The sequence below is a fragment of the Streptomyces sp. HUAS MS02 genome, from assembly GCF_055702265.1.
On the sequence record NZ_CM146747.1, the window covers coordinates 8188043 to 8213663 of the forward strand.

18 protein-coding genes are annotated in these 25621 nt (G+C 71.8%); 8 read left to right on the forward strand and 10 right to left on the reverse strand.

Features of this window, described 5'->3' with window-relative positions; translation table 11 throughout:
* Positions 1-15 precede the first annotated feature (15 nt).
* Positions 16-891: a putative hydro-lyase gene (locus ACZ9QC_RS35405; protein ID WP_472921906.1), complete on the reverse strand. Its 876-nt coding sequence runs from the start codon at positions 889-891 to the stop codon at positions 16-18.
* Positions 892-896: 5 nt separating this feature from the next.
* Complete coding sequence (locus tag ACZ9QC_RS35410) at positions 897-2216, reverse strand: MFS transporter (RefSeq protein WP_472916801.1); 1320 nt, start codon at positions 2214-2216, stop codon at positions 897-899.
* Between the two features lie 139 nt (positions 2217-2355).
* Between ACZ9QC_RS35410 and ACZ9QC_RS35415 the strand changes: the two genes are divergently transcribed.
* The 4 genes from ACZ9QC_RS35415 to ACZ9QC_RS35430 all read left to right on the forward strand — a co-directional run bounded on the left by ACZ9QC_RS35415 (position 2356) and on the right by ACZ9QC_RS35430 (position 10612).
* Positions 2356-3054 (forward strand): GntR family transcriptional regulator, encoded by a 699-nt coding sequence (locus ACZ9QC_RS35415; RefSeq protein WP_472916802.1) that lies wholly within the window; start codon positions 2356-2358, stop codon positions 3052-3054.
* A 102-nt stretch (positions 3055-3156) separates the two neighbouring features.
* Complete coding sequence (locus ACZ9QC_RS35420; protein ID WP_184896515.1) at positions 3157-4680, forward strand: hypothetical protein; 1524 nt, start codon at positions 3157-3159, stop codon at positions 4678-4680.
* 148 nt (positions 4681-4828) lie between these two features.
* Positions 4829-5707 carry a hypothetical protein gene (locus ACZ9QC_RS35425; RefSeq protein WP_472916803.1) on the forward strand — a complete coding sequence of 293 codons (879 nt, stop codon included), beginning with the start codon at positions 4829-4831 and terminating at the stop codon, positions 5705-5707.
* A gap of 135 nt (positions 5708-5842) precedes the next feature.
* The gene (locus ACZ9QC_RS35430) at positions 5843-10612 is read left to right on the forward strand and encodes a hypothetical protein (RefSeq protein ID WP_472916804.1); all 4770 of its coding nucleotides are present in this window, start codon (positions 5843-5845) and stop codon (positions 10610-10612) included.
* A gap of 71 nt (positions 10613-10683) precedes the next feature.
* On the opposite strand, the gene ACZ9QC_RS35435 is transcribed toward ACZ9QC_RS35430, so the two are convergent.
* The 4 genes from ACZ9QC_RS35435 to ACZ9QC_RS35450 all read right to left on the reverse strand — a co-directional run bounded on the left by ACZ9QC_RS35435 (position 10684) and on the right by ACZ9QC_RS35450 (position 16201).
* Positions 10684-12234 (reverse strand): GMC family oxidoreductase, encoded by a 1551-nt coding sequence (locus ACZ9QC_RS35435; protein WP_472916805.1) that lies wholly within the window; start codon positions 12232-12234, stop codon positions 10684-10686.
* A gap of 68 nt (positions 12235-12302) precedes the next feature.
* Positions 12303-13895, reverse strand: coding sequence for an APC family permease (locus ACZ9QC_RS35440; RefSeq protein WP_472916806.1), 1593 nt, complete (start codon positions 13893-13895; stop codon positions 12303-12305).
* Positions 13896-13961: 66 nt separating this feature from the next.
* Positions 13962-15428: an aldehyde dehydrogenase family protein gene (locus tag ACZ9QC_RS35445; protein WP_472916807.1), complete on the reverse strand. Its 1467-nt coding sequence runs from the start codon at positions 15426-15428 to the stop codon at positions 13962-13964.
* Positions 15429-15649: 221 nt separating this feature from the next.
* Positions 15650-16201 (reverse strand): hypothetical protein, encoded by a 552-nt coding sequence (locus ACZ9QC_RS35450; RefSeq protein ID WP_472916808.1) that lies wholly within the window; start codon positions 16199-16201, stop codon positions 15650-15652.
* A gap of 419 nt (positions 16202-16620) precedes the next feature.
* Here ACZ9QC_RS35450 and ACZ9QC_RS35455 point away from each other — a divergent pair, with 419 nt between their 5' ends.
* Genes ACZ9QC_RS35455 through ACZ9QC_RS35470 form a run of 4 tightly spaced genes read left to right on the forward strand, consistent with a single transcriptional unit; the run spans position 16621 to position 20904 of the window.
* Complete coding sequence (locus ACZ9QC_RS35455) at positions 16621-19404, forward strand: sensor histidine kinase (protein ID WP_472916809.1); 2784 nt, start codon at positions 16621-16623, stop codon at positions 19402-19404.
* Entirely contained in the window at positions 19401-19835 is a 435-nt protein-coding gene (locus tag ACZ9QC_RS35460) for a roadblock/LC7 domain-containing protein (RefSeq protein ID WP_472916810.1), read from the forward strand. Before ACZ9QC_RS35455 ends, ACZ9QC_RS35460 begins: the two co-directional genes overlap by 4 nt.
* Positions 19836-19844: 9 nt before the next feature.
* Positions 19845-20240, forward strand: coding sequence for a DUF742 domain-containing protein (locus ACZ9QC_RS35465; RefSeq protein WP_472916811.1), 396 nt, complete (start codon positions 19845-19847; stop codon positions 20238-20240).
* A 58-nt stretch (positions 20241-20298) separates the two neighbouring features.
* Positions 20299-20904, forward strand: a complete 606-nt coding sequence (locus ACZ9QC_RS35470; RefSeq protein ID WP_472916812.1) for a GTP-binding protein — start codon at positions 20299-20301, stop codon at positions 20902-20904.
* 108 nt (positions 20905-21012) lie between these two features.
* Here the strand turns inward: ACZ9QC_RS35470 and glpK are convergent, their stop codons facing one another.
* The 4 genes from glpK to ACZ9QC_RS35490 all read right to left on the reverse strand — a co-directional run bounded on the left by glpK (position 21013) and on the right by ACZ9QC_RS35490 (position 25380).
* A complete protein-coding gene (glpK, locus tag ACZ9QC_RS35475) occupies positions 21013-22533 on the reverse strand; it encodes a glycerol kinase GlpK (protein WP_472916813.1) in 1521 nt (506 codons plus the stop codon).
* Between the two features lie 46 nt (positions 22534-22579).
* A complete protein-coding gene (locus tag ACZ9QC_RS35480; protein WP_472916814.1) occupies positions 22580-23365 on the reverse strand; it encodes an MIP/aquaporin family protein in 786 nt (261 codons plus the stop codon).
* A 402-nt stretch (positions 23366-23767) separates the two neighbouring features.
* On the reverse strand, positions 23768-24958 hold the full coding sequence (locus ACZ9QC_RS35485) for a lipid-transfer protein (RefSeq protein ID WP_472916815.1): 1191 nt from the start codon (positions 24956-24958) through the stop codon (positions 23768-23770).
* Positions 24955-25380: a Zn-ribbon domain-containing OB-fold protein gene (locus ACZ9QC_RS35490; protein WP_472921907.1), complete on the reverse strand. Its 426-nt coding sequence runs from the start codon at positions 25378-25380 to the stop codon at positions 24955-24957. Before ACZ9QC_RS35490 ends, ACZ9QC_RS35485 begins: the two co-directional genes overlap by 4 nt.
* Positions 25381-25621: the final 241 nt, after the last annotated feature.

A 25621-nucleotide genomic window follows, 5' to 3' on the forward strand; every position in this document is an offset into this window, starting at 1 on the left:
TCCCGCTCGGGTGTGTCAGAGGACGCGGTACTGCTCGTCGCGGGCGTCGGTCAGGAACATCTGGCCCGGCGCGTGCGTGATCGCGAACGAAGGGCGTGAGGCCGTCACGGCGGCCTGCGGTGTCACCCCGCAGGCCCAGAACACCGGGATGTCGTCCGGTTCGGCGTCCACGGGGTCGCCGAAGTCCGGACGGGACAGGTCGGCGATGCCGAGGCCGGTCGGCTCGCCGCAGTGCACCGGGCCGCCGTGCACGGCCGGGAGCAGACTGCTCTCCCGGATCGCCGCCGCCAGGTGCGCCGGCGGCACCGGACGCATCGACACCACCATCGGGCCGTGCAGCCGCCCGGCGGGCCGGCACATGCGGTCGGTGACGTACATCGAGACGTTGCGGCCCTGCTCGACGTGGCGCATCGGCACGCCCGCGGCGGTCAGCGCCGACTCGAAGGTGAAGCTGCAGCCGATCAGGAACGACACCAGGTCCTTCCGCCAGACGTCGAGCACGTCCGTCGGCTCGGCCACCAACTCGCCGTGCTCCCAGACGCGGTAGCGCGGCAGATCGGTGCGCAGGTCCGCGCCAGGGGCCAGCGGGGTCGTCCACGCTCCGGCGTCCGTGACGTCGAGCACGGGGCACGGCTTGGGGTTGCGCTGGCAGAAGAGCAGCATGTCGTAGGCCCAGTCGGCGGGCACCGAGATCAGGTTCGCCTGGGTGTGCCCGGCGGCCACCCAGGCGGTGGGGCCCGCGGCGCCCGAACGGAACCGGGCGCGTGCCTCCTCGGGGCTCCACGCGTGCGCGCGCGGGTCGACGGCGGCGAAGGGGCGGTCGTACGAGGTGGCGGGGACGGCCGGACGGTCGTGCGCGGTGGCGGCCGGGCCGGCGTGCCGCGTGGTCATGTCGTTCACACGAGTTCCCTTCCACGTGTCTCCGGGAGGCCGAGCAGGGCCACCGCCGCCAGGCCGTAGCCGAGCGCGCCGAAGACCAGCGCGCCGCCCACGCCCCAGCTGTCCGCGAGGAAGCCGACCGTGGTCGGGAAGACGGCACCGACCGCGCGCCCGGTGTTGTACGTGAAGCCCTGCCCGGTGCCCCGGACGGCCGACGGGTACAGCTCACTGAGGAACGAACCGAAGCCGCTGAAGATCGCCGACATGCAGAACCCGAGCGGGAAACCGAGCACCAGCAGCAGGGTGTTGGCGCCGTCGGGGATGTTCGCGTACGCCAGGATGCACAGCGCCGAGAGCACGGCGAAGAGCCAGATGTTCCGGCGGCGGCCCAGCACGTCGGTGAGATAGCCGCCGGTGAGATAACCGATGAAGGCACCGGAGATCAGGAACGTGAGGTAGCCGCCGGTGCCGACGACCGACAGACCGCGCTCCGTCTTCAGATAGGTCGGCACCCAGGTCGCCAGGGTGTAGTAGCCGCCCTGGACGCCGGTGGAGAGCAGCACCGCGAACACCGTGGTGCGCAGCAGCCCCGGCGCGGAGGCCGTGCCCGGCCGGAAGATCACGGCGAACGAGCCCTTCTCGGCGCTCCGCTCGCGTGCGGCCTTGGCCTTCGGGGCGTCCTCGACCGAGCGGCGCACCCAGATCACGAGCAGCGCGGGCAGCGCGCCGGTCCAGAACATCACGCGCCAGGCCAGGTCGTCGTCGAGGAAGGAGAAGACCATCGTGTAGACGATCACGGCCAGACCCCAGCCCACCGCCCAGGAGCTCTGGATCGCGCCGAGCGTACGCCCCCGGTGCTTGGCGCTCGCGTACTCGGCGACGAGGATCGCGCCGACCGCCCACTCACCGCCGAAGCCGAGCCCCTGGAGGGCACGGAAGACCAGCAGGGTCTCGTAGTTGGGCGCGAAGCCGCAGGCCACGGTGAACACGGCGTACGTGATCACGGTGATCATCAGCGCCTTCACCCGGCCTATCCGGTCCGCGAGCACACCCGCGCCGGCACCGCCGATGGCCGAGACGACCAGGGTGACCGTGGTGAACAGCCCGGTCTGGCCGTTGTCCAGGCCGAAGTAGGCCGTGAGCGCGACCATGCTCAGCGGCAGCGTGAAGTAGTCGTAGGAGTCGAGGGCGTAGCCGCCGAACGCGCCGCCGAAGGCGCGGCGGCCGCGCGGGCCGAGGGCCCGCAGCCAGCCGAAGGGGCCGTCGTCGGCGACGGGGCCGTCGGGGTGGGGTTCGCTCGTGGAGGTCAGGGCCTGGGAGGGAGGGTTCGTGCTCATGAGCACCTCGCGGTGAGGGGGAGAGTGCGTGAGGACCGAGCCGTGAAGAGAGGGCGCCTGTCCAGCAAGGTAGAGGATCGTTGAACGATCCTTCAATACCCCTGTTGTTTCGTTCTCGTGTCTGCGCTTGAATTCCGGCATGGCCGCCGAACTGACGGGACTTGCCGACGACCGCGCCCTCCTGGGACGCACCAGTACCGCCGAGCGGGTTGCGGACATCCTCCGCAGCCGCATCGCCGAAGGCTTCTTCCCACCCGGGACCCGGCTCTCCGAGGACAGCATCGGCGGCGCCCTCGGGGTCTCCCGCAACACCCTCCGAGAGGCGTTCCGCCTGCTCACCCATGAACGACTCCTCGTCCACGAGCTCAACCGGGGCGTCTTCGTCCGGGTGTTGACCGTCGAGGACGTGGAGGACATCTACCGAACCCGCCGCCTCGTCGAGTGCGCCGTCGTGCGCGGGCTCGGGGATCCGCCGTACCGCTTGGAGGGGCTCGCCGAAGCCGTCGCGGAGGGTCAGCGGGACGCCCGCGAAGGTGACTGGAAGGGCGTGTCCACCGCCAACATCCACTTCCACCGCGAGCTGGTCGCGCTCGCCGGCAGCGCCCGCACCGACGAGCTGATGCGCAGCGTCTTCGCCGAACTCAGACTCGCGTTCCACGTGGTGGACGATCCGCGCGCGTTGTACGAGCCGTACCTGGCGCGCAACCTGCTCATCCTGCGGACACTGCAACGGGGGGAGCGGGCCGAGGCCGAACGCATGCTGGTCGAGTATCTCGACGACTCGCTGCGGCGCATGGTCGAGGTCTACGGGCGGAGGGTGCGGGACAGCGCCCCGTGAGCGGCCGCCCCGTGAGCGGTGCCGCGGCTCGTCCGGCGGCCCGGCGGCTCGTCCGGCGGCGCGTTTGGGTCGTTGTCAGACCCAGGACCTAGTCTGTGCACCGTGACTTCACCCGCATCGACGGACAGTGTTCCGCCCCAGCTCAGCGCGGGGCCGCGCCCCGCGCAGGGGCCGGCCGCCGACGAGGGACTGGCGCGGCGGCTGCGCGCGCTCGCCTGCACCGCGCCGCTGCACGACCTGGACGCGCGCAAGGCGAACCTCGCCGGTGAGTACACGGTGTACGGCATGGCCGAGGTCGCGCTCGCCGCCATCGACCTGGTCACCCTGAACATGGACTTCGACACGGGCGCGGACCACGACCAGATCGTCGCCCGCCTCATCCCGCGCATCGCCGCCCAGGCACCCGGGCGACCCGTCGAGGAGCACGAGCGGGTGGCCCGCTGGGTCCTGGAGAACCTGATCAACGTCGGCAGTGTCGACCGCGGCTTCCGGGCGGTGTACGGGACCTTCACCCCCGACGGCACCTACGTCCGGCGCGACTACGACTTCAAACTGATCGAGGAGGTCCCAGGCTACGGCGGCGGTGTCTACCTCCGCACGACCGACGAGGCCGTCAACGTCCTCGTGGGCGCCCTCGACACCGACGTCACCAGCGCCCAGATCGCCGCCGAGGTCAAGCTGGAGGTCCTGATCAGCCGGGGCCGCCTCGCCGACGCCCAGCTCGCCGCCGAGCAGGCCCGCTACCGGACCGTGCAGTACTCCGAGACGCTGCGCAAGGCCCTGGACGCCACCCGGCGCAACGTCCGCGCGGTCGACTGGCTCCAGACCGTGCCCGACATGATCGCCGAGGCCCTCGACCACGTCGCCGACCGCTACCGCCACGAGAACGCGATCCTCACGAACATCCGCAAGGCCCGGGACGAGTCGGAGGACCCCGAGCAGAAGCGGCGCGCCGCCGAGCTGGTCGACATCGTCAAGGACTGCATCCGGCGGCACACACAGCTGCAGTCCCGGCTGCTGGAGGCCGGCCCGCTGTTCCGCGCCGAGCAGGACCGGCAGGCCTTCGCCACCCCGATGACGACCTCCGGGATAGACCTGTACGGGCATCTCGTCGGACCCCTGCTGCCCCTGCCCGTGGAGCAGGCGCGGCGGGTGACCGACGCGTTCTTCGCTCGCGGCACCGGTTTGCGCACACCCGGATCCGTGCGGGTCGGGGACCTCGTGGAGCTGCTGTTCACCCCGCCCGTCGAGCGGGAGCACCTCGGGGTGGAGATGCCGGAGCCCGATCTGATCGCCACGCCCGACGACAGCCGGTTCAGCGAGGAGCAGCTGGCGGCGGCGAAGGTGCTGCTGGATCTGCCGGCGGACGCGCCCCGGCGGTTGTCCGGGCTGTTGGCGCAGGCGCGGCTCCAGGACCCCGAACTGCCTTATCTCGTCGCCCTGTTGGCTGTGCACGCGGCGAGTCCGCCGGTCGGTACGGCCTATCGGCAGGGGGAGGAGAGGCTGCTGTTCGCCGTGGACGACGGGACGGAGCTGGACGACCCCGAGTTCGGTGGGGCCGATCTGATCGTGGGCATGGCTCTGCTGGATTCCGCGGGCATGGCGGCGGACAGGGAGGCGGTGTGAGGACGCCGTCGGCTTTCCGCCCGTGGTCGGTGTGCGGCTGGTTCGTGGCTGACCGCGTTCACGCGGCCGGGCCGCACATGTCACCGTCCCGCGCCCCTGCGCGGGCGCTTGCCGTACCCCCTGGTTCCGAGATCGAGGAGTTCTTGTCGTGAGTGAGCCTGTCGAGTGGAGTGAGCCGGAGACGGCGGCCGCTCCGGTGGCTGCCGCCCTCACGCCCGCCGACGCCGCCGACGCCGCTCGGCTCGTCTCCTTCGGGCTTCAGCCGAAGCTGCAGCCCGCCCGGGACCAGGAGTACGGGGAGCTGTTGCGCCGGTACCGCGAGGATCCGCCGTTCGCCCGGCTCGCCGACGCCGTCGCCACCGGGCTGGGACTGGTCGTCCTGGAGGTGTCGCCGCGGGCGGGCATGGCGGTGACGGCCGCCGAGGACTCGGTCTTCGCGGTGCGGATGGGCGAGTACGCACGGCGGACGTCGGCGGACTCGGTGGACCGCTTCCTGCACGGGCTGGCGCACCTCGCCGTGGCCGCGATGGCGTTCCCCCGCCCGGAGGACCTCGCGGACGACGGATACATCGGACGGGTCTCGGTCAACGGGGTCGACGCCTTCGTACGGCAGGCCTGTCGGCGCCTGGAGGAGCGGGCCGAGGAGCAGGGCGAGAACACCGACCCGGCGACCGACGCGCCCGGCCTGGAGTCGGCCTGGCGGATCTGGGCGCGACGCAGCTCCACCGGGGCCACCAAGGACGCCCGCCGGCTCGCCGGGTCCACCACCGGAATCATCGGCAAGGCGGTCGGCTTCCTGACCGACTCGGGCTTCCTCCAGCGCACCGGCGACGACAACGGCGGTACGTATCGCACGACCGCGCGTTATCAGCTCCAGGTGCGGGACATGGCGGGCAGCGCCGCGATGGCGGAACTGCTGGAACTGGGTGTCGTACCGGTCACCGACGGTTCGGCCACCCTGCTGCCCGCCGAGGACACCGACGACCTGGAGCTGGTGGCCGACGCCGGACTGCCGTTCCACTCCTGACCCCGACCACCGTCCTCGACCTCCGTCCCCGACCTCCCCCACCACCCCCTACGACCGACCACCCCCCGCCGGCACGACCAACCGTCCCTCCCCGCCCCGCACGATTTACCGTCACGACCGCGAAAGTCCGCCGCCATGTACGAGCTGTCCCGGGTCCGCCTCTACTCCATCGGGCCGGCCGGTGCGCGCTACGCCGACACCGTGCTGGACCTGAGAGGTGTGGGCGAGTACGTGCCCGACCCCGCGCCGCAGCAGGCGGAGTTCTTCGAGGACGAGCCGACCGAGCCGCCCCGCAGGCCCGCGCCGGCCGGGGTGCTCTTCCTGGAGAACGGCGGCGGCAAGTCCGTACTGCTCAAGCTGATCTTCTCCGTGATGCTGCCGGGACACCGGAACACGCTGGGCGGCGCCAGCTCCGGAGTGCTGCGGAAGTTCCTGCTCGCGGACGACTGCGGGCACGTCGCCCTGGAGTGGCAGCACACGCTGACCGGCGAGTGCGTGGTCGTGGGCAAGGTGAGCGAGTGGCGGGGGCGGCAGGTCTCCAACGATCCGCGGAAGTTCGCCGAGGCCTGGTACTCCTTCCGGCCCGGCCCGGGTCTGAGCCTCGACAATCTGCCCGTCGCCGAGTCCACCGCCGTACGGCCGTCCGTCGAGGGCGCGTCCGGTGCGCGGGGGCGGCGGCGGACCATGAAGGGGTTCCGGGACGCCCTCACCGACGCGGGCAAGGCGTATCCGCACCTCGAAGTGCACTGGGAGGAGATCCACGACCGCTGGAACGAGCATCTGACGGACCTCGGTCTCGACCCCGAACTCTTCCGCTACCAGCGCGAGATGAACGCCGACGAGGGCGAGGCCGCCGGACTCTTCGCGGTGAAGAAGGACTCCGACTTCACCGACCTGCTGCTGCGGGCCGTGACCGACACCCGGGACACGGACGGACTGGCCGATCTCGTCTCCGGATTCGGCAACAAGCTCGGGCGGCGGGCGGAGCTGATCGCCGAACGGGACTTCACGGCCGGGTCCGTGGATCTGCTGCGCCGGATCGTGGAGGCGGCCGAGGGGCGGTCCAGGGCCCGGGACGTCCACGCGGGCGCCGAGCGGCGCACCCGCACCCTGGCGCGGCGGCTGTCGGCGCGTGCCGCCCGGGAACGACTGCGGGGCACCGATCTCGCCCAGCGGGTCACCGCGGCCGCGTACGCGGTCACGCACTCCGAGGCCGCCCGGGACCGCAGCGCCCACATCGCCGCCGAACTGGCCTACCGGCACGCCTCGTTGGCGCTCGCCGCCGCCGAGAAGTCGGCCGCGGCACAGAAGCGGGAGCTGGCCGACGCGCGCACCCTGCACTCCGCCTGGCAGGCCGCCGAGGCGGTGCTCAGGCACCGGGCCGCCGCCGACCGCGTCGCCCGGGTGGCAGCCGCCATCCAGGAGGCCGAACGGGACGCCGCCCCCGCGCTCGCCGCCCGCGCCAGGGCCGCCGTCGATCTCGTACGCGCCCTGCACGCCGCGGCCCAGAGCGCCGAGGACCTCGCGAACGAAGGCGAGGAGAAGTCGGCCGCCCTGCAAGAGGTCGGCGAGGCCGCCTACCGGGACTCCACCGTCGCCGCCACCGAGGCACAGCGCGCCCGCAGCGAGGTCGGACACCTCAAGCAGCGGCTCAGCGAGGTCGAGCAGGAGACCGCCGAGGCGGTCCGCGCGGGCTGGCTGGACGACAGCGCGCCCGACGCCGACCCGGCCCGGGCCGCGCTCGCCGCCAGCGACGCCGAGAAGACGGCCGTCGCCGCCTGGGACAGCGCGCGCGAGGCCTCGCGCCGCGCCTCCGAGCACGCCCGGGAGGCGGCCGCCGCCGAGTCCCGCGCGGAGCTCACGGCCGCCCGCGCGGCGGACGCGGCGATCGCCGCGGAACGCGCCTACGACGGGGAGCGACGCACGGCGGAGGCCCTCGCGGCGGAGGAGCGGCTGGCGGAGCTGCTGAGTCTGCCGGGTGCCGTGGGCCGGGCTGCGGGCGGGGCGTCGGGCGCGGTGCCGGGTCCTCGCAGGGGTGGGGCCGAGGCCGACGTCGACGGCGCGGCCGGCGCCGGTGCTCGGTCGTCCGGCGCGGACGTCGCCGGCGGATCGGGCGGTCCCGGTGGTTCGGGCGGTTCGGGCGGTTCAGTCGGCTCGGTTGGGTCGGGCGGTGAGGGCGGCCCCCTCACCCCCGAGGAGCTGGACCGCTTCGCCGACGAACTGCGCGAACTGCTCGACGAGAACGTGTCGTCCGCCGAGCGCCACCTCTTCGAGCTGCGGACCGCCGCGGCCGACGACTCCCGCATCCTGGGCGCCCTCGGCGACGGCGGACTGCTGCCGCCCGGCCCGGACGTCCTGGCCACCGTCGAGTTCCTCGGTGAGCACGGCATCCCCGCCCTCCCCGGTTGGCGCTACCTCGCCCAGGCCGTCGACCCCACCGACCACGCCCGTGTGCTCGCCGCGCGCCCCGAGCTGGTCGACGGTGTGATCATCACCGACCCGGACTCGCACGCCCGGGCCCGCGAGGCACTGAGCGACGCCGCACTGCTCCCGAGGTCCGCCGTGGCCGTCGGCACGGCCGCGGCCCTGCTGGCCCCGACGCCGCCGATGGGCGCGGGCGACGGGCACGCCTCCGACGTCTTCCTCGTCCCGCCGAACCCGGCCATGCACGACGAGCACGCGGCGGACGAGGAGCGGCAGGCTCTGCGCGCGCGGGCCACCGAGCGGGACGAGGAGATCCGGGAGCTGGCGGCCCGCCTCGGCAAGGACCGTGAGCTGGCGGCCCGGCTCTCCTCCTGGCGCACGGGCTGCCCGGCGGGACGGCTCACCGAGCTGGCCGACACCGCGCGGGAGACGCGCGCGTTCGCCGAGGAGGCCGAGGCGGAGCTCGCCGAGGCGCGGACCGTGCGGGCCGAGGCCGAGGAGGCGGCCGCCGAGGCGGCTCAGGTGCGGGACGAACGGCAGGAGGCCGCACAGAAGTCCCGTCGTGCCGCCGACGCCCTCGCCGGACTGGCCTTCCGGCTGCGCGAGCGCGCCGGCTGGCAGGTCAAGCTCCGTGAACTCGCCGACGAGGCCGCCGAGTCCGAGGCCCGCGCCCAGTCCTGCCTGGAGCGGGCCCGCGCCGCCGACGAGGACCGGCGCGCCACCCAGCGCGGCGCGGACGATGCCCGCCGCACGGCGCGTGCGCTGCGCGCCGAGCGCGCCGAGATCGCGGGCGCCCCCGACGACGTACCGGAGACGGACTCCGACGCGCCCAAGCAGCCCCTCGCGGCCCTCCGCGAGGCCTACCGCGCCGCGTCCCAGGTCTACGAGAAGGTCGGCGTCGGTGCCGACCTGCGGGCCGAACAGGCGCGGGCCGAGAGCGACGAGAGCGCCGCGATCGCCGAGCTCGACCGGCTCACCAACAAGGTCCGCAACCGCGCCGAGCAACTGCTCCAGTCGCCCGACGGCTCCGACGGGCCGTCGCGGCAGGCGGCGGCCGCGCGTGCCGAGGAACTCGTCCAGCTCCTGGAAACCCGGATGTCCACCGCGAGCGAGCAGCTCGGCCGGTTGCGCGGCGAGGCCGAGCGGCACGCGCCGGAGGACGGCGAGGCGCACACCGAACTGCCCGAGGAACTGCTCCCGCGCGACGCCGAGCACGCCCAGGCCCTGCTGCGCACGGCCACGGCCGAACTGGCCGCTCGCGCCGAGGCGTTGACCCAGGCCCGGGAAGCCCACGCAGAGCTGCTGGAGTCCCACCGCGCCGCCGAGGACGCGGCCGGCGGCTTCGACGAGACCGCCGCCCTCCTGCGGGACCTCCTGCGCGACCACTCCGCGGACGACGATCAGGACGAGCCCGAGCCGTACCCCGGAGGGCTCGAGGAGGCCCGCAGGGCCGCCGCGGAGGCCCGCCGCTCCCTGCGCGGCTGCGCCGCCGACCTCTCCGCCGCCGAGGGCTCCGTGCGCGAGGCGAGCGACGTCCTCGTACGCCACGCCAACTCCACGCGCTACGAACAGGTCCGCACGCCCGCCCGCCAGCAGATCCGGGAGCTGCCCGCCGCCTCGCTCCCGGAGCACGCGCAGAAGTGGGCCGACGCGTTCGCGCCCCGACTCCGGGTCCTCACCGACGAGTTGGCCCAGCTGGAGCGCAACCGGGACTCCATCGTCGACCGGCTGCGGGGCCTCGTGGAGTCGGCCCTCGCGACGCTGCGCTCCGCCCAGCGGCTCTCGCGGCTGCCCGAGGGCCTCGGGGAGTGGTCAGGCCAGGAGTTCCTCCGGATCCGCTTCGAGGAGCCCGACCAGGCCACCCTCACCGAACGTCTGGGCGAGGTCGTCGACGAGGCGACCCGCGCGGCCGTGAAGAAGAACTCCGACATGCGCCGCGACGGCATGTCCCTGCTGCTGCGGGGCGTCAGTGCCGCGCTCCAGCCCAAGGGTGTCGCCGTGGAGATCCTCAAGCCGGACGCGGTGCTGAGGGCCGAGCGCGTCCCCGTCGGCCAGATGGGCGACGTCTTCTCGGGCGGCCAGCTGCTCACCGCGGCCATCGCCCTGTACTGCACGATGGCGGCGCTGCGCAGCAACGACCGGGGCCGGGACAAGCACCGTCACGCCGGCACCCTGTTCCTGGACAACCCCATCGGACGCGCCAACGCGACGTACCTGCTGGAACTCCAGCGCGCGGTCTCGGACGCCCTAGGCGTCCAGCTCCTCTACACCACCGGCCTCTTCGACACGACGGCCCTGGCGGAGTTCCCCCTGGTCATCCGGCTGCGCAACGACGCCGACCTACGAGCGGGCCTCAAGTACATCAGCGTGGAGGAACACCTTCGCCCGGGCCTGCCCCAGCAGCCCCAGCCGGGAGAGACGGCCCACACGGAGATCACGGCGACACGCATGTACAAGAGGCCCACCACGACCGCGCCCTGAAAGGGGCGCGGGGAACTGCGCGACCCGCCACAACGGACCCGCGGTTCCCCACGGCCCTGCCAGTGCGGCGACTACGCGTCGGCCTTCAGGAGATCCGCACACTTCTCGCCGATCATCATCGTCGTGATGCACGGATTCACGGTCACCAGATCCGGCATCACCGACCCGTCCGCCACCCGCAGCCCCTCGATCCCCTTCACCCGCAGCCGCGCGTCCAGCGGGGCAGAGGCGTCGTCGTCCGCGCCCATCTTCACCGTGCAGGCCGGGTGGTAGACGGTGTTGTGGGTCTTGCGGATGTAGTCGAACAGCTCCTCGTCGGTCCGTACGTCGGGTCCGGGCGCCAGCTCGGCCCCGGCCCACCCGCTCAGCGCCGGCTGCGCCGCGATCCGCCGGGCGAGCCGCAGACCGTACGTCATCACGCGCACGTCGTGCTCGTGCGTGAAGTAGCGCGGGTCGACCTTCGGCTTGTCCCGGTAGTCGCGGGTGCGCAGCCGCACGGTGCCCCGGGACTTCGCCCGCGTCACGTTCGGCGTCAGACAGAACGCGTTCTCGGACGTGGGGTAGCCGTGCCGGGCCGTGTTCATGTCGAACGGCACGGACCCGTAGTGGAACATCAGGTCCGGCCGGTCCAGGCCCGGTTCGGTGTCGTAGAAGATGCCCGCCTCCCACCACTGGTTGGACGTGGTGGGCATCGGCTGTGCGGCCTCCCACATGATGACGCCCTCGGGGTGGTCCTGGAGGTTCTCGCCGACGCCCGCCGAGTCCACGACCACGTCGACACCCACCTCGCGCAGCTGTTCGGCGGGGCCGATGCCGGAGAGCATCAGGATCTTGGGGGTGTCGATGGCGCCGCAGGAGACGATGACCTCACGCCGCGCGCGCACCGTCCGGGTGTGGATCAGGTCCGGGTCCAGATACTCGGCGCCGACGCAGCGCCGCCCGTCGAGCACCAGCCTCTTGGCGCGGACCCCGGTGCGCACGTCCAGGTTCGGACGCCGGCCCATGATCGGGTGCAGATACGCCACCGACGAGGACTGACGGATGTTGTTCTCGTCGGAGTTGATCTGGAACCAGTTGGCGCCGCGGATCACCGTCGTGCCCGTGTTGAACGGCGTCGTCGGGATACCCGCCTGGACGCACGCCTCCAGCAGGGCGTTGCCGCACGGGTCCTCGCTCTTGATGGTGCGCAGCTTCACCGGTCCGGAGCGGCCGTGGTGGTCGCCGGGCGCGTCGTTGGTCTCCAGCCGCTGGTAGAGCGGGAAGAGATCGGCCGCCGACCAGCCCGTACAGCCCGCGGCCGCCCAGTCGTCGAGGTCCTCCGCCGGTGCCCAGAAGGCGATGCAGGAGTTGTGGGACGAGCAGCCGCCGAGGACCTTCGCCCTCGCGTGCCGCATGAAGCTGTTGCCGCTGTCCTGCGGTTCCACCGGGTAGTCCCAGTCGTAGCCGGACTCCAGCAGGCCCATCCAGCGTTCCAGCTTCAGGACGTCGTCGTCGCCGACGTCGCTGGGACCCGCCTCCAGGACGCACACCGTGACCGACGGGTCCTCGGAGAGTCTGGCCGCCACCACGTTGCCCGCGGTGCCGCCGCCGACCACGACGTAGTCGAACTCGTCTTCGAACATGGGGAGTTGACCTCCTGGGTGCTGTGCTGTCGAGCTGCAGTGCTGTGCTGTGCTGTGCTGTGCGGCGCTCAGTCCGCCGCCGGGGTGGCGAGCGGGGCGGCGGGCGGCGCGGGCGGCGTGGTGCCGCCGGCCTCGGCGACCACGCGGTGCTCGGCGAGCACGCCGGTCTTGTGCCGCTGGACGAACCAGTAGTAGGCGAAGCCGCCGCCGGCGATGATCCCGACGAAGAGGACCGCGCCCCACTGCAGGTACCAGTGGAACGGGGCGGCCGCGTTGTAGACCGCGGCGCGCGGCCAGATCAGGTTGAGGGTCATGCCCGCGCCCCACAGCACGGCGAGGATGTTCACGGGCAGGCCCCAGCGGCCCAGCGAGAACCGGCCGTCCCCGGCGGGCTGCCACGTGCCGCGCAGCCGCGCCACCAGCATCGGCACGGTGACGCCCAGATAGGCCAGGTAGATCATGATGATGCCGATGCTGGTCACCACGGTGAAGATCTGCGGCTGGCGGATGTTGACCACGAGGATCGCCAGCGCGAGCACGCCGATGATCACGGTCGGCAGTACCGGCGTCTGGAAGCGCGGGTGGCACTTGGCCAGCTTCGAGGACGCGGGCAGGTTGTTGTCGCGGGCCATCGCGAACGCCAGCCGGACGGCCGCGGTGTGGACGGCCAGGGCGCACACGGTGACCGCGATCAGGACGCACCACAGCATGGCCTTGCCGGCCGTCGGGCCGAGCACGTTGAGCACGACGTACTGCAGGCCGTCCGTGGACAGCTGCTCGCCCTTCAGGCTGGAGACGCTCATCAGCGCCAGCAACAGGATCAGACCGCCGAGGACGAACGAGGCGACGATCGCCCGGATGATCGCGCGAGGGGCGTTGCGGGTCGGGTCCAGCGACTCCTCACCGAGCGAGGCGGCCGTGTCGAAGCCGTACATGACGTACGCCGACGCCAGCGACGCCACGAGGAAGGCGCCCAGATAGCCGTTGCCGTAGCCGTCCCCCGTGCCGTTGGTCTCCAGGACCACCTGCGGGCCGCGGGTGATGTGGACGGCGAACAGCACGATCAGGACGACGGTGGCGATCAGCTCGATGAACACGCCCGCGGTGTTGATCCGCGCCATCAGCTTGACGCCGAAGGCGTTCACCAGGGTGGTGAACAGGATCAGCACAGCGGCCAGGATGACCGCGTTGGTCGCCACGTCGTACTTGCCGGTGCCGTCCCCGACGAACTGGAACACGTCGGAGATCTGCGGCAGCGTCAGCTGATAGGCCAGCGCGACCGCCGCGATCGACACGACGGAAGCGGCCAGCATCATCCAGCCGGCGAGCCAGCCCAGATGCGGATTGCCTATCTTCTTCGACCAGTTGTAGACCGAGCCCGCGACGGGATAGCGGGCCGCCAGCTCGGCGAAGCAGAGCGCGACCATGAACTGGCCCACGAACACCATCGGCCACGACCACCAGTAGGCCGGGCCGCCACTGGCGAAGCCGAAGTAGAACAGCTGGAAGGTGCCGGTCAGGATCGAGATGTAGCTGATCCCGGCGGCGAAGGTGTGGAAGTTGCCCAGAGTGCGCTTGAGTTCGGGCTTGTAGCCGAACTCGGTGAGTTCGGTGTCGTCGGAGGAGTTCTTCGGTCCGGTGGGTTGCTCGATGGTCGTCATGAGCGGACTCCTGATGGGCCTGGGGAGGGGAGGGGGAGTGGCTCTGCGGGTGCCGAGAACAGCGGACTAGGCGAACCAACCCTGCGGTGCCGGGGCCGTGTTGCGCCAGATGTGCTTCGCCTCGCGGTACTCGGCGAGTCCCGCCGGCCCGAGCTCACGGCCGAATCCGGACTGCTTGTAACCGCCCCACTCGGCCTGCGGCACATATGGGTGGTAGTCGTTGATCCACACCGTGCCGAGCCGCAGCCGGGCCGCCGTCCGCCGGGCCCTGGCCTCGTCCGTCGTCCATACGGCGCCGGCCAGACCGTAGATGGTGTCGTTGGCCAGCCGTACGGCCTCGTCCTCGCTGCTGAACCGTTCCACCGTCAGCACCGGCCCGAACGACTCGTCCTGGACCACGGACATCGAGGCCGTGCACTCGTCCAGGACGGTCGGCAGGTAGTAGAACCCCTGGTCGTACGCGTCGCCGCTCGGCCGCTCGCCGCCGCAGCGCAGCACCGCGCCCTCGGCGATGCCCCGGGCGACGTACTCCTCGACCTTCGCGCGGTGGGCGGCGGAGATCAGCGGGCCGGTCTGCGCCCGCTCGTCGAAGGGCCCGCCCAGCCGGATCTCCCGCGCCCGGCGGACGACCTCGTCGACGAACCGGTCGTGCAGCGAGTCCTCCACCAGCAGACGGGCGCCCGCCGAGCAGACCTGCCCCGAGTGCAGGAAGACCGCGGTCAGCGCCATGTCGACGGCCGTGTCGAAGTCGGCGTCCGCGAAGACGATGTTCGGGTTCTTGCCGCCGAGCTCCAGGGCGACCTTCTTCACGCTCGCGGCGGCGTTGGCCATCAACCGACGGCCGGTCTCGAGGCCGCCGGTGAACGAGACCAGGTCCACGTCGGGGTGGTCCGACAGCGGGGCACCCGCCTCGGGACCGGCGCCCAGGACGAGGTTGGCCACGCCGTCCGGCACGCCGGCCTCCGTCAGCAACCGCATCAGATGGATCGCGGTGTGCGGGGTCAGCTCGCTCGGCTTCAGCACGAACGTGTTGCCGGCCGCGAGCGCCGGAGCGACCTTCCAGGCCGTCTGGAGCAGGGGATAGTTCCAGGGGGTGATCAGCGCGCACACCCCGACCGGCTCGTACACGACCTGGCTGTCGACGCCCGGCTGACCGGTGTCGACGACCCGGCCCGTCTCGGCGGTCGCCGCACGCCCGAAGTAGCGGAAGCAGTTCGCGATGTCGTCGATGTCGTACTCGCTCTCCACCAGCCGCTTGCCGGTGTCGAGGGACTCGGCGCGGGCGAGCGCGTCCTTGTCGCGTACGAGGAGATCCGCCACCCGAAGCAGCAGGTCACCGCGGTCGGCGGGGGAGGTGGTGGGCCACGGGCCCTCGTCGAAGGCGCGCCGCGCGGCGGCGATGGCCTCCACGGTGTCCTTGGCGCCGGCCTCGTCGACGACCGCGACCAGGCTGCCGTCGGCGGGGCAGCGGATCTCACGTGTCCGGCCGTCGAGCGCGGATCGCCATGCTCCGCCGATGAAAAGTTCGGGCATGTCTTTCGTTCCTCCTGGTCAGCGCCGTACGGCAGGCGCCCTCGCGGCTGAGCACCTAACCGGAAGACCGCGTTCTATGCCCAAGAGGGGGTCAAATGTGACAGCCAACACGCCTGGTCAGGAGCATCGCCCTCGGCGAGGGGCGACAGGAGGAGGCGGTCGGGCGGCGGAATCGCCGCCCGAGGGGGCGGGCCCTTCTCGAAAGGCCCGCCCCTGCCGCCCTACGGGTGCGACAGCTGCCCGGCGCCACCCCGACGGCGTATTCGCGCCTGCGCACGCTCGGCCGCCCGTGCCTCGCGGCGGGCCCGCCGCCGTTCCCGGCGCAGCGAACGCGCCGTGCTGCTCGGGGCGGAGACCACCCCGTTGCGCTGCTTCCACACCTGGCGGGTCACCCAGACGTCCAGGACGCCCCAGGTGGCCGCGATCGTGCTCGCCACGCTGCTCAGCACCATGGGGAACGCCAGCCAGGAACCCGCGAGGGTGCACAGGACCGCCACCATCGCCTGAAGCAGTGTCACCGCGATGATGAGGACCGCGCGCACCGCCGCCGTCCGCACCGGATCGGGCAGCCGCCGCCTGCGGGCCGGCTCCTCGATCCACAACGGCCGGTAATGCACCTGCTCTTCGTCGCCACGCGCGGAGAGCCCCCGTTCTTCCACCGCGACGCCGACCCCCGTCAGGAGGCCGCGGTCCGGTGTGCGAGCGCTCCGCGCCGCCACCTCGGGCGCCGCCGCTCCGTCACCGGACGCTGCGCGCCGCTCCGCCGTGCCCATCAACTCGTCACTCCCCACCGCCGGTGGACCAACAGATCCGGATCCATGGACCCGGCCCCCCACTGGTGCCCGACTTCCTCTGGTTTACGCCGCCTGAGAGCGGCCTGCGGGATCTGTGGCCGATTCCGCCCCCGATTCCCGTACTGAAAGACGATCGAGGTCCGTCGAAGATTCCCGCGGAACGAAAAAATCCGGCCAACCGGCAGACTTCCCCGACGGGATGTCATTGGTTCAAGTGCCGGACGGCAGGCGGCAATCTCCCCCAATGAACGGACAACTCCCCCTGTCCGGTTCGCCCCTGGTGCCGTGGGCGCCCGGCCGCCCCTTCGAGATAGGTGTGAGTCGGTAGTAGGCTCACGCCGGTTTGTTGACGCACATGTGTACCCCCGGACCTGGCGGGGGTCGAGCTGGGGGAGGCCATGCGCTTTCGCGGGAAATCGATCCGCCGGAAGATCGTGGCGCTGTTGCTCGTGCCCTTGGTGGCACTGACGGGTGTCTGGACCTTCGCCACCGTGCTGACGGGTCGTGAGGCGAGCGATCTCTTCAGGGTCGCGGACATCGTCGAGCAAGTCGGCTTCCCCACCGAGGACACCATCCGTGTGCTCCAGCAGGAACGCCGCCAGACCCTCGTCTACCTCGCCGACCCCCGGTCCGACGAGGCGGTCACGGCACTCGACCGCAGCCGGGCCGCCACGGACAAGGCCGTCGAGGAGTTCCGCAAGCACGCCGGTGACGCCGACCTGCGGGACGAGATGGGCGAGTCCACCTCGCTCGGGCTGACGACGATCCTGGACGCCCTCGACACCCTGCCCTCCCTGCGGACCACCGTCGAGAGCGGCACCGTCACCGTCACCCAGGCCCTCGGCCACTACAACGAACTCGTCGACCCCTGCTTCACCCTGCTGTCCAACCTGCCCGCGCTCGACAACGTGGAGATGGACAAGCAGGGCCGCGCGCTGGTCAACGTCGGCCGCGCCCGCGAACTCCTCTCCCGCGAGGACGCGCTGCTCAGCTCGGTGCTCGTCGCGGACCGCATCACCAAGGAGGAGATCCGCGACTTCTCCGACCTGGTCGCCCAGCGCACCCTGATGTACGACATCAGCCTGCCGCAGCTGCCCACCGCCGACCGCGACCGTTTCGCCGACTACTGGAAGAACGCCAGCACCGCGCCCCTGCGTTCGGTCGAGCAGGCCGTCATCGCCTCCGACCCCGGCAGGCCCACCAAGTTCACCGCGAAGAGCTGGGACACCTCGGTCGAGCCCGTGCTCGCCGACCTCCGCGAGCTCAGCATCGAGGCGGGCGACAGCTACCAGGACCGGGTCCGGCCCCTTGCCACCAACGTCATCCTGAAGGCCGCCGTCGCCGGTGTCCTCGGCCTCTTCGCCCTGCTCGTCTCGCTCTTCATGTCCGTCCGCATCGGCCGCGTCCTCATCCGCGACCTGCGCCGGCTCCGCCAGGAGGCCCACGAGACCGCCGGGGTCCGGCTGCCCAGCGTGATGCGCCGGCTCGCCGCGGGCGAACAGGTCGACGTGGAGACCGAGGTGCCGCTCCTCGAGTACGACAAGAACGAGATCGGCGAGGTCAGCCAGGCCCTCAACACCCTGCAGCGGGCGGCCGTCGAGGCCGCTGTCAAGCAGTCCGAACTCCGCAGCGGCATCTCCGAGGTCTTCGTCAACCTCGCCCGCCGCAGCCAGGTCCTGCTGCACAAGCAGCTCACCCTCCTCGACACCATGGAACGCCGGACCGAGGACACCGACGAACTCGCCGACCTGTTCCGTCTGGACCACCTGACGACCCGTATGCGCCGCCACGCCGAGGGTCTGGTCATCCTCTCGGGCGCCGCCCCCTCCCGGCAGTGGCGCAAGCCGATCCAGCTGATGGACGTCGTCCGCGCGGCCGTCGCCGAGGTCGAGGACTACGAGCGGATCGAGGTCCGCCGGCTGCCCCGGGTCGCCGTGACCGGTCCCGCGGTCGCCGACCTCACCCACCTGGTGGCCGAACTCCTGGAGAACGCCACGGTGTTCTCGCCCCCGCACACCGCCGTCCAGGTGCACGGCGAGCGGGTCGCCAACGGCTTCACCCTGGAGATCCACGACCGAGGCCTCGGCATGTCGGCCGAGGCGCTCCTGGACGCCAACCTCAAGCTCGCCGAGACCCCTGACTTCGAACTCTCCGACACCGACCGGCTCGGGCTCTTCGTGGTCAGCCGGCTCGCCCAGCGGCAGCAGGTCCGGGTCTCCCTCCAACCCTCCCCGTACGGCGGCACGACGGCCGTGGTGTTCATCCCGGACGCCCTGCTCACCGACGACGTCCCCGACACCAACGGCATCGGCTTCCGGCTCGACCGCGCCCACCCCACCCGCGAGGCAGAGCTGGAGGAGGAGCGCAACGCGGCCCTCTCCCAGGTGCCGGTCCGGCTCCCCGGGCTCACCGCGGGCATCCTGGACGGCCCGGTGGAGCTGGAGGCACCGGTCGACCTGGAGCCCCTGGGCGGCTTCCCGGCCACCCTCGGCGACGAGGAGACCGAGCAGGGCGGGCTGTTCCGTCCCCGCCGTTCCCTCACCGGGATCACCGACGACCAGCAGTCGGCACGCGACGGCGAAGGACGGCAGGCCCCCTTCACCGACCCCGACCCGACGCTCGGCCCCGTTCCGCTGCCCCAGCGCCGGACCCCCCATCTCGTCAGCTCGCACGGCCGTTCGGTGACCGGAGCCAGGACCAGGCATCCGGAGGACGAGCCCGCTCAGGGCCGCCCGGCGGGGCCCGAGGGCACCGCGGACACCCGCCCGCTCACCGCCCTGCCCCCCGGCGGCCACGACGGCCCCGCGCTGCCCCAGCGCCGCCGTACGACCGCGTCGGGCGGCCCGGCCCCGACGACCTCGCCGTACGGCGCGGGCGAGCCCACCCCGCGCGCGGACACGACGACCGACCAGGCAGAATCAGCTCCGAGCCCGCTGCCCCGTCGTGTCCGACAGGCCAGTCTGGCACCGCAGTTGAAGGAGGGCCCCGACTGGCGTACCGAACGCGAGAGGTCCCGCCCCGAGCGGCACCAGGACCCGGCCGAGCGCGACGCAGACGAGGTACGCAGCCGTATGGCCTCGCTCCAACGTGGTTGGCAGCGTGGCCGCGAGGAGAACGCCGAGGGCGACGGCGCCCAGGGCGTCTCAGCACCACGAGGAACGACTAAGGGGGACGGTCGATGACCGCACCGAAGGCCGAGAGGACCGCGACCAGCACGTCCGGGGAGCTGAACTGGCTCCTGGACGACCTGGTGGAGCGTGTCGCCAGCATCCGCAAGGCGCTCGTGCTCTCCAGCGACGGACTGCCCACGGGCGTCTCCAAGGACCTCACCAGAGAGGACAGCGAGCACCTGGCCGCCGTCTCCTCCGGATTCCACAGCCTCGCCAAGGGCGTCGGCCGCCACTTCGAGGCGGGCAGCGTCCGGCAGACCGTCGTCGAGCTCGACGAGGCCTTCCTCTTCGTCACGGCCGCCGGTGACGGCAGCTGCCTCGCCGTCCTCGCCGACTCCGACGCCGACATCGGCCAGGTCGCCTACGAGATGACCCTCCTGGTGAAGCGCGTCGGTGTACATCTGGGATCCGCCCCGCGCACCGACGTGGCCCAGGGCGGGTAGTGGGATGGCATGAGCCGAGACGGTCAGGGAAGAAGCCACTGGTTCGATGACGAGGCCGGACCAGTGGTGCGTCCGTACGCGATGACACGCGGCCGGACCAATCACGCGATCCAGCACCGCCTCGACCTGATCGCCGTGGTCGTCACGGAACCGGACGTGGACGACCCGGAGGAGGACCACTCCCTCTCCCCTGAGCACGTCCGTATCGTCGAGCTCTGCCGCGACACCCCTCAATCGGTGGCCGAACTGGCCGCCGACCTCGACCTCCCCGTCGGGGTGGTCCGCGTCCTCGTCGGAGACCTCGTGGACGAGGAACTCGTCCACGTGACCCGCCCCGTACCGCCTGCCGAGCTGGTGGACGAGAGCATCCTGCGCGACGTCATCAACGGCCTCCGGGCGCTCTGAGCGGCGCGGAGGCGGAGCGAACACGTGACAGACACCCCTTCCAGCAGGAGAAAGACCGATGATCCTCGGGCGCTCTGAGCGCGGCACACCCCCGGTCGAGCCCGTCACGCTCAAGATCCTCGTGGCCGGCGGCTTCGGCGTGGGCAAGACGACCTGCGTCGGCGCGGTCAGCGAGATCAAGCCACTGCGCACCGAGGAGGTGCTCACCGAGGCCGGCCGCCCGGTCGACGACACCAGCGGTGTGGAGAACAAGACGACGACCACCGTCGCCATGGACTTCGGCCGCATCACCCTGCGCGAAGACCTCGTCCTGTACCTCTTCGGCACCCCCGGGCAGGACCGTTTCTGGTTCCTCTGGGACGAACTCGCCTCCGGCGCCCTCGGGGCCGTCGTCCTCGTCGACACCCGCCGCCTGGAGGACTGCTTCGCCGCCGTCGACTACTTCGAGCGGCGCTCCATACCCTTCGTGATCGGCGTCAACTGCTTCGACGAAGCCGCGCGTTACCCGGCCGAGACGGTCCGCCAGGCCCTCGACCTCGACCCCGACGTACCGGTCGTCCTGTGCGACGCCCGTCAGCGGGACTCGGTCAAGGACGTCCTCGTCGCCGTCGTCCGGCACGCGATGGCCCACGCCTCGGGGCAGCGCCAGTCCGTCACCACCTGAGGCACGGCCCGTACCCCCGCCGACAGGGGTACGGGCCGTGGCTTCATGGGCACGCGCGCGGGGAACCCCGTCCGACGCCGACGCCGTACGCGCGCGTGGGTCTCGCCGTCAGTTCGCGTCGTCCTCGTGCCAGCCGAGGCTCTTCTCCACCGCCTTGCGCCAGTTGTGGTACTCGCGGTCACGCACGGAGGCATCCATGGCGGGCGTCCACTCGACGTCCCGCTGCCAGTGCGACTTCAGCTCGTCCAGGTCGTTCCACACCCCGGTCGCGAGACCGGCGGCGTACGCGGCCCCCAGACAGGTCGTCTCCGAGACCCTGGGCCGGATCACCGGTACGCCCAGGACGTCCGCCTGGTGCTGCATCAGCAGGTTGTTCTTGGTCATACCGCCGTCGACCTTGAGCGTCGTGATGGGCACCCCGGAGTCCTGGAACATGGCGTCCACCACCTCCCGCGTCTGCCAGCTCGTCGCCTCCAGCACCGCGCGCGCGAGGTGCGCCTTCGTGACGTACCTCGTCAGCCCGGTCACGACGCCCCGCGCGTCCGAGCGCCAGTAGGGGGCGAACAGACCCGAGAACGCGGGCACGATGTACGCCCCGCCGTTGTCGTCGACGCTCGCCGCGAGGGACTCGATCTCGTCGGCGCTGCGGATGATGCCGAGCTGGTCGCGGAACCACTGGACCAGGGCGCCCGTGATCGCGATCGACCCCTCCAGGCAGTACACCGGCGCCTCCGAGCCGATCTTGTACCCCATGGTGGTGAGCAGCCCGCTCTTCGAGGGCACGGGCCGGTTCCCGGTGTTGAGCAGCAGGAAGCTCCCGGTGCCGTAGGTGTTCTTCGCCGTGCCCACGTCGTAGCAGGCCTGGCCGAACACCGCCGCCTGCTGGTCGCCGAGCGCCGAGGCGACGGGCACGCCGGCGAGGGGGCCGACCGCGGTGCCGTACACCTCGGCGGAGGACCTGATCTCCGGCAGCACCGCCTCCGGAACGTTCATCGCGGAGAGGATCGACGCGTCCCACTGGAGGGTCTCCAGGTTCATCAGCATGGTGCGTCCGGCATTGGTGACATCGGTGACGTGCCGGCCGCCGTCCGTACCACCGGTCAGGTTCCAGATCAGCCAGGAGTCGATCGTGCCGAACGCGATCTCGCCGCGCTCGGCACGTGCGCGCAGACCGGGCACGTTGTCGAGCAGCCAGGCGGCCTTCGGCCCGGAGAAGTAGCTGGCCAGGGGCAGCCCGGTCTGCTCACGGAAACGGTCCTGCCCGTCCGTGCCGCCGAGTTCGTTGCACAGCGCCGACGTGCGGGTGTCCTGCCAGACGATCGCGTTGTGCACGGGCTTGCCCGTCGCCCGGTCCCACAGGACCGTCGTCTCCCGCTGGTTGGTGATGCCGAGCGCGCTGATCTGCTCCGCCCGCAGGCCCGCCTTCGCGATGGCCCCCGCGACGACCGCCTGCACCTTCGACCAGATCTCCGTGGCGTCGTGCTCCACCCACCCCGGCTTGGGGAAGATCTGACGGTGCTCGCGCTGGTCGACGGCGACGATGGCACCGCCCTGGTCGAAGATGATGCAACGGCTCGAAGTGGTGCCCTGATCGATGGCGGCGACGTACTTCTGGGCGTTGTCCGGCATGACATCCCCTCACGTCTTGCGTCGATTCACGTCTTACGGCGGTGCGTCAGAAGGCTGCGTTGTAGACGAGGCCCGAGAGGACCCCGCCGACCAGGGGGCCGACCACCGGGATCCAGGCGTAACCCCAGTCCGAGGTGCCCTTGTTGGGGATCGGCAGGAAGGTGTGCACGATGCGCGGGCCGAGGTCACGGGCCGGGTTGATGGCGTAGCCCGTCGGGCCGCCCAGGGAGAGGCCGATGCCGACCACCAGGAACGCCACCAGCAGGACCGAGATCCCGGAGCCGTAGATCCCGGCCTCCTCGCCGGGGATCTGGCCGATGCCGATGCCCGTGTTCCGGCCGAACGCGAGGATCGGCAGCACCAGGGCGATCGTCGCGATGATCTCGGTGATCAGGTTGGCGACCGGGTTCCGGATCTCCGGGATGGTCGAGAAGATCCCGAGGGTCGGCGTCGGTTCGTCCGCCGTGCCCTCCGTGGTGCCCTCCTTGCGGACGTTCGCCTGGAACTGCGCGAGATAGACGAGGTAGGCGAGCAGGGCGCCGATCATCGCGCCGACCATCTGGCCGAGCAGATACACCCACACCTTGTCCCAGGTCTCCGTGTCGACCGCGATCCCGAGGGTCACCGCCGGGTTGAGGTGCCCGCCCGACAGGGGAGCGGCGGTGTAGGCGCCCGCCAGCACCGCGAAGCCCCAGCCGAACGCGATGACGATCCAGCCCGACGCCCTCGCCTTCGAGAACCTGAGAGTGACGGCGGCGCACACACCGGCGCCGAAGAGAATCAGGATCGCCGTACCGATGACCTCACCGACGAATATGTCTCCGTTGCTCATGGCGGCTCCTTGGCCCCGGCCCGGAGCGATCGGCCCCGGACCTCGTGACGAGCGTGCCGTCGCGGCCGCATCGCCCGTGGGGGATGGCCCGTTGCAGGCGGGGAGCCCGAGCGGCGCGGTGCACAAAGACGCCCGAATCCGGCGATGCCGACCGACACCCGGAAGTGTTCACCGGCACCCAGGGGGCGTCAAGAACATGCACAACAACGGTTGAAGGTGCCTACGGGGCGCACACGTCGGCGCGCACGGCACGCGGCATCGCACGCAGCACGGCACGACCGCCCGGTGACCGCGCACAGCGCCACAGACGATCACGCGCCCACGAACACGGACCGAACCGCCCTCACCGAACCGCCGCGATCACCGAGCCGCGATCACCGAGCCGCGATCACCAAACGGCGATCACCGAACCGCGATCACCGCCGACCCGTGCCCGAACAGGCCCTGGTTGGCGCTGATCCCCACGCGCGCCCCCTCGACCTGCCGGTCCGTCGCCTCGCCGCGCAACTGCCGGACCAGCTCGCACACCTGGGCGATCGCCTGCGCCGGGACGGCCTCCCCGAAAGAGGCCAGCCCTCCGCTGCAGTTCACCGGCACACGGCCGCCCAGCGCCGTCGCACCGTCCCGCAGCAGCTTCGCCGCCTCGCCCTCACCGCACAGCCCCAGATCCTCGTACCACTGCAACTCCAGTGCGGTGGACAGGTCGTAGACCTCGGCGAACGAGAGATCCCCGGGCCCGATCCCCGCCTCCTCGTACGCCGCCCGCGCGATCGACGCCCGGAACGTCTCGTCCGGCGGCGCCACCGCGACCGCCGAGTCCGTGGCGATGTCCGGCAGATCCAGCACCGTGTTGGGGTAGCGGGGCGTCACCGTGGACACCGCCCGTATCCGCACCGGCTCGGCCACCCCGTGCCGCCGCGCGAACTCCATGCTGGACAGCACCAGCGCCGCACCCCCGTCCGAGGTCGCGCAGATGTCCAGCAGCCGCAGCGGATCGGCGACGACGGCCGAGGCCGCGACCTCCTCCGCGGTGACCCGCTTGCGATAGCGCGCGTACGGATTGAGCGCCCCCGCCACCGAGTTCTTCACCTTGACCCGCGCGAAGTCCTCCGTCGTGTCCCCGTGCACCGCCATCCGCCGCCGCGCGTACAGCGCGAAGTACGTCGGATTGGTGGCACCGAGGACCCGGAACCGCAACCAGTCCGGATCGTCCGCGCGGTCCCCGCCCGCCGGCCGGAAGAAGCCCTTCGGAGCCGAGTCCGCGCCCACCACCAGCACCACGTCCGCGAGGCCCGCGAGGATCTGGGCCCGCGCGGTGCCGACCGCCTGCGCCCCGGACGCGCAGGCCGCGTACACGCTCGTGACCCGGGCCCCCTGCCAGCCCAGCGCCTTGGCGAAGGTCGCCCCCGCCACATAGCCCGGATAACCGCCCCGTACCGTGTCCGCGCCGACGATCGAGCCGACATCCCGCCAGTCGAGGCCCGCGTCGGCCAGCGCCGCGCGCGCGGCCACCGTCCCGTACTCGACGAAACTCCTGCCCCACTTGCCCCACGGGTGCATGCCCGCGCCGAGCACCGCCACCTCGCCCGTCATGCCGTCACCCCCGTCGGCCGCCACCGCCAGGTCGTCCAGACCGTCTCCGCGTCCTCGTTCAGCACCCCGGGGACGACCTCCACCTCCATCCCCACCGCCAGATCGGCGACGGTGACCCCGGGAACCGCCTGTCCCAGCACCACGAGACGTTCTTCGGCCAGTTCCACAGCGATCAACGCGTACGGCTCCCACGGAAGTTCCGGATCGGACACGTAGGGTGACGGAGGCCGGTACCGGCCGTCCGTGTACGACCACACCCGCCCCCGGCGCGACAGCGGTACCTCGCGCAGCTCACCCCCCGGACAGCCCGGATTGCGACAGAAGGCGTCCTCGCGGGGGAAGAACACCGAGGCGCACGCGGCACAGCGTGTGCCGAGCAGCCGGAACTCCTCGCCCTCCCCGGTGAACCAGCCCGCGACCACAGGCGTGCGACTCCGCGACAAAGCCCCTCCCGGCGTACGGATCTGATGAACCGTCAGAAAGTCTGGCACGGGCATCCGGAATTGGGCAGGCTCTTCGGCGAACCAACGAGCCCCTCCCGGCGTCGCTGTATCGGGAGGGCCGGCCGGGGCCCACGGGGGTGGTTCCGGCCGGCCCTCACCCGTGCGGGCGGGCCCCACGGCGTTGCGCGTACAGCCGCCCCGACGAGACGACCAGCAGATG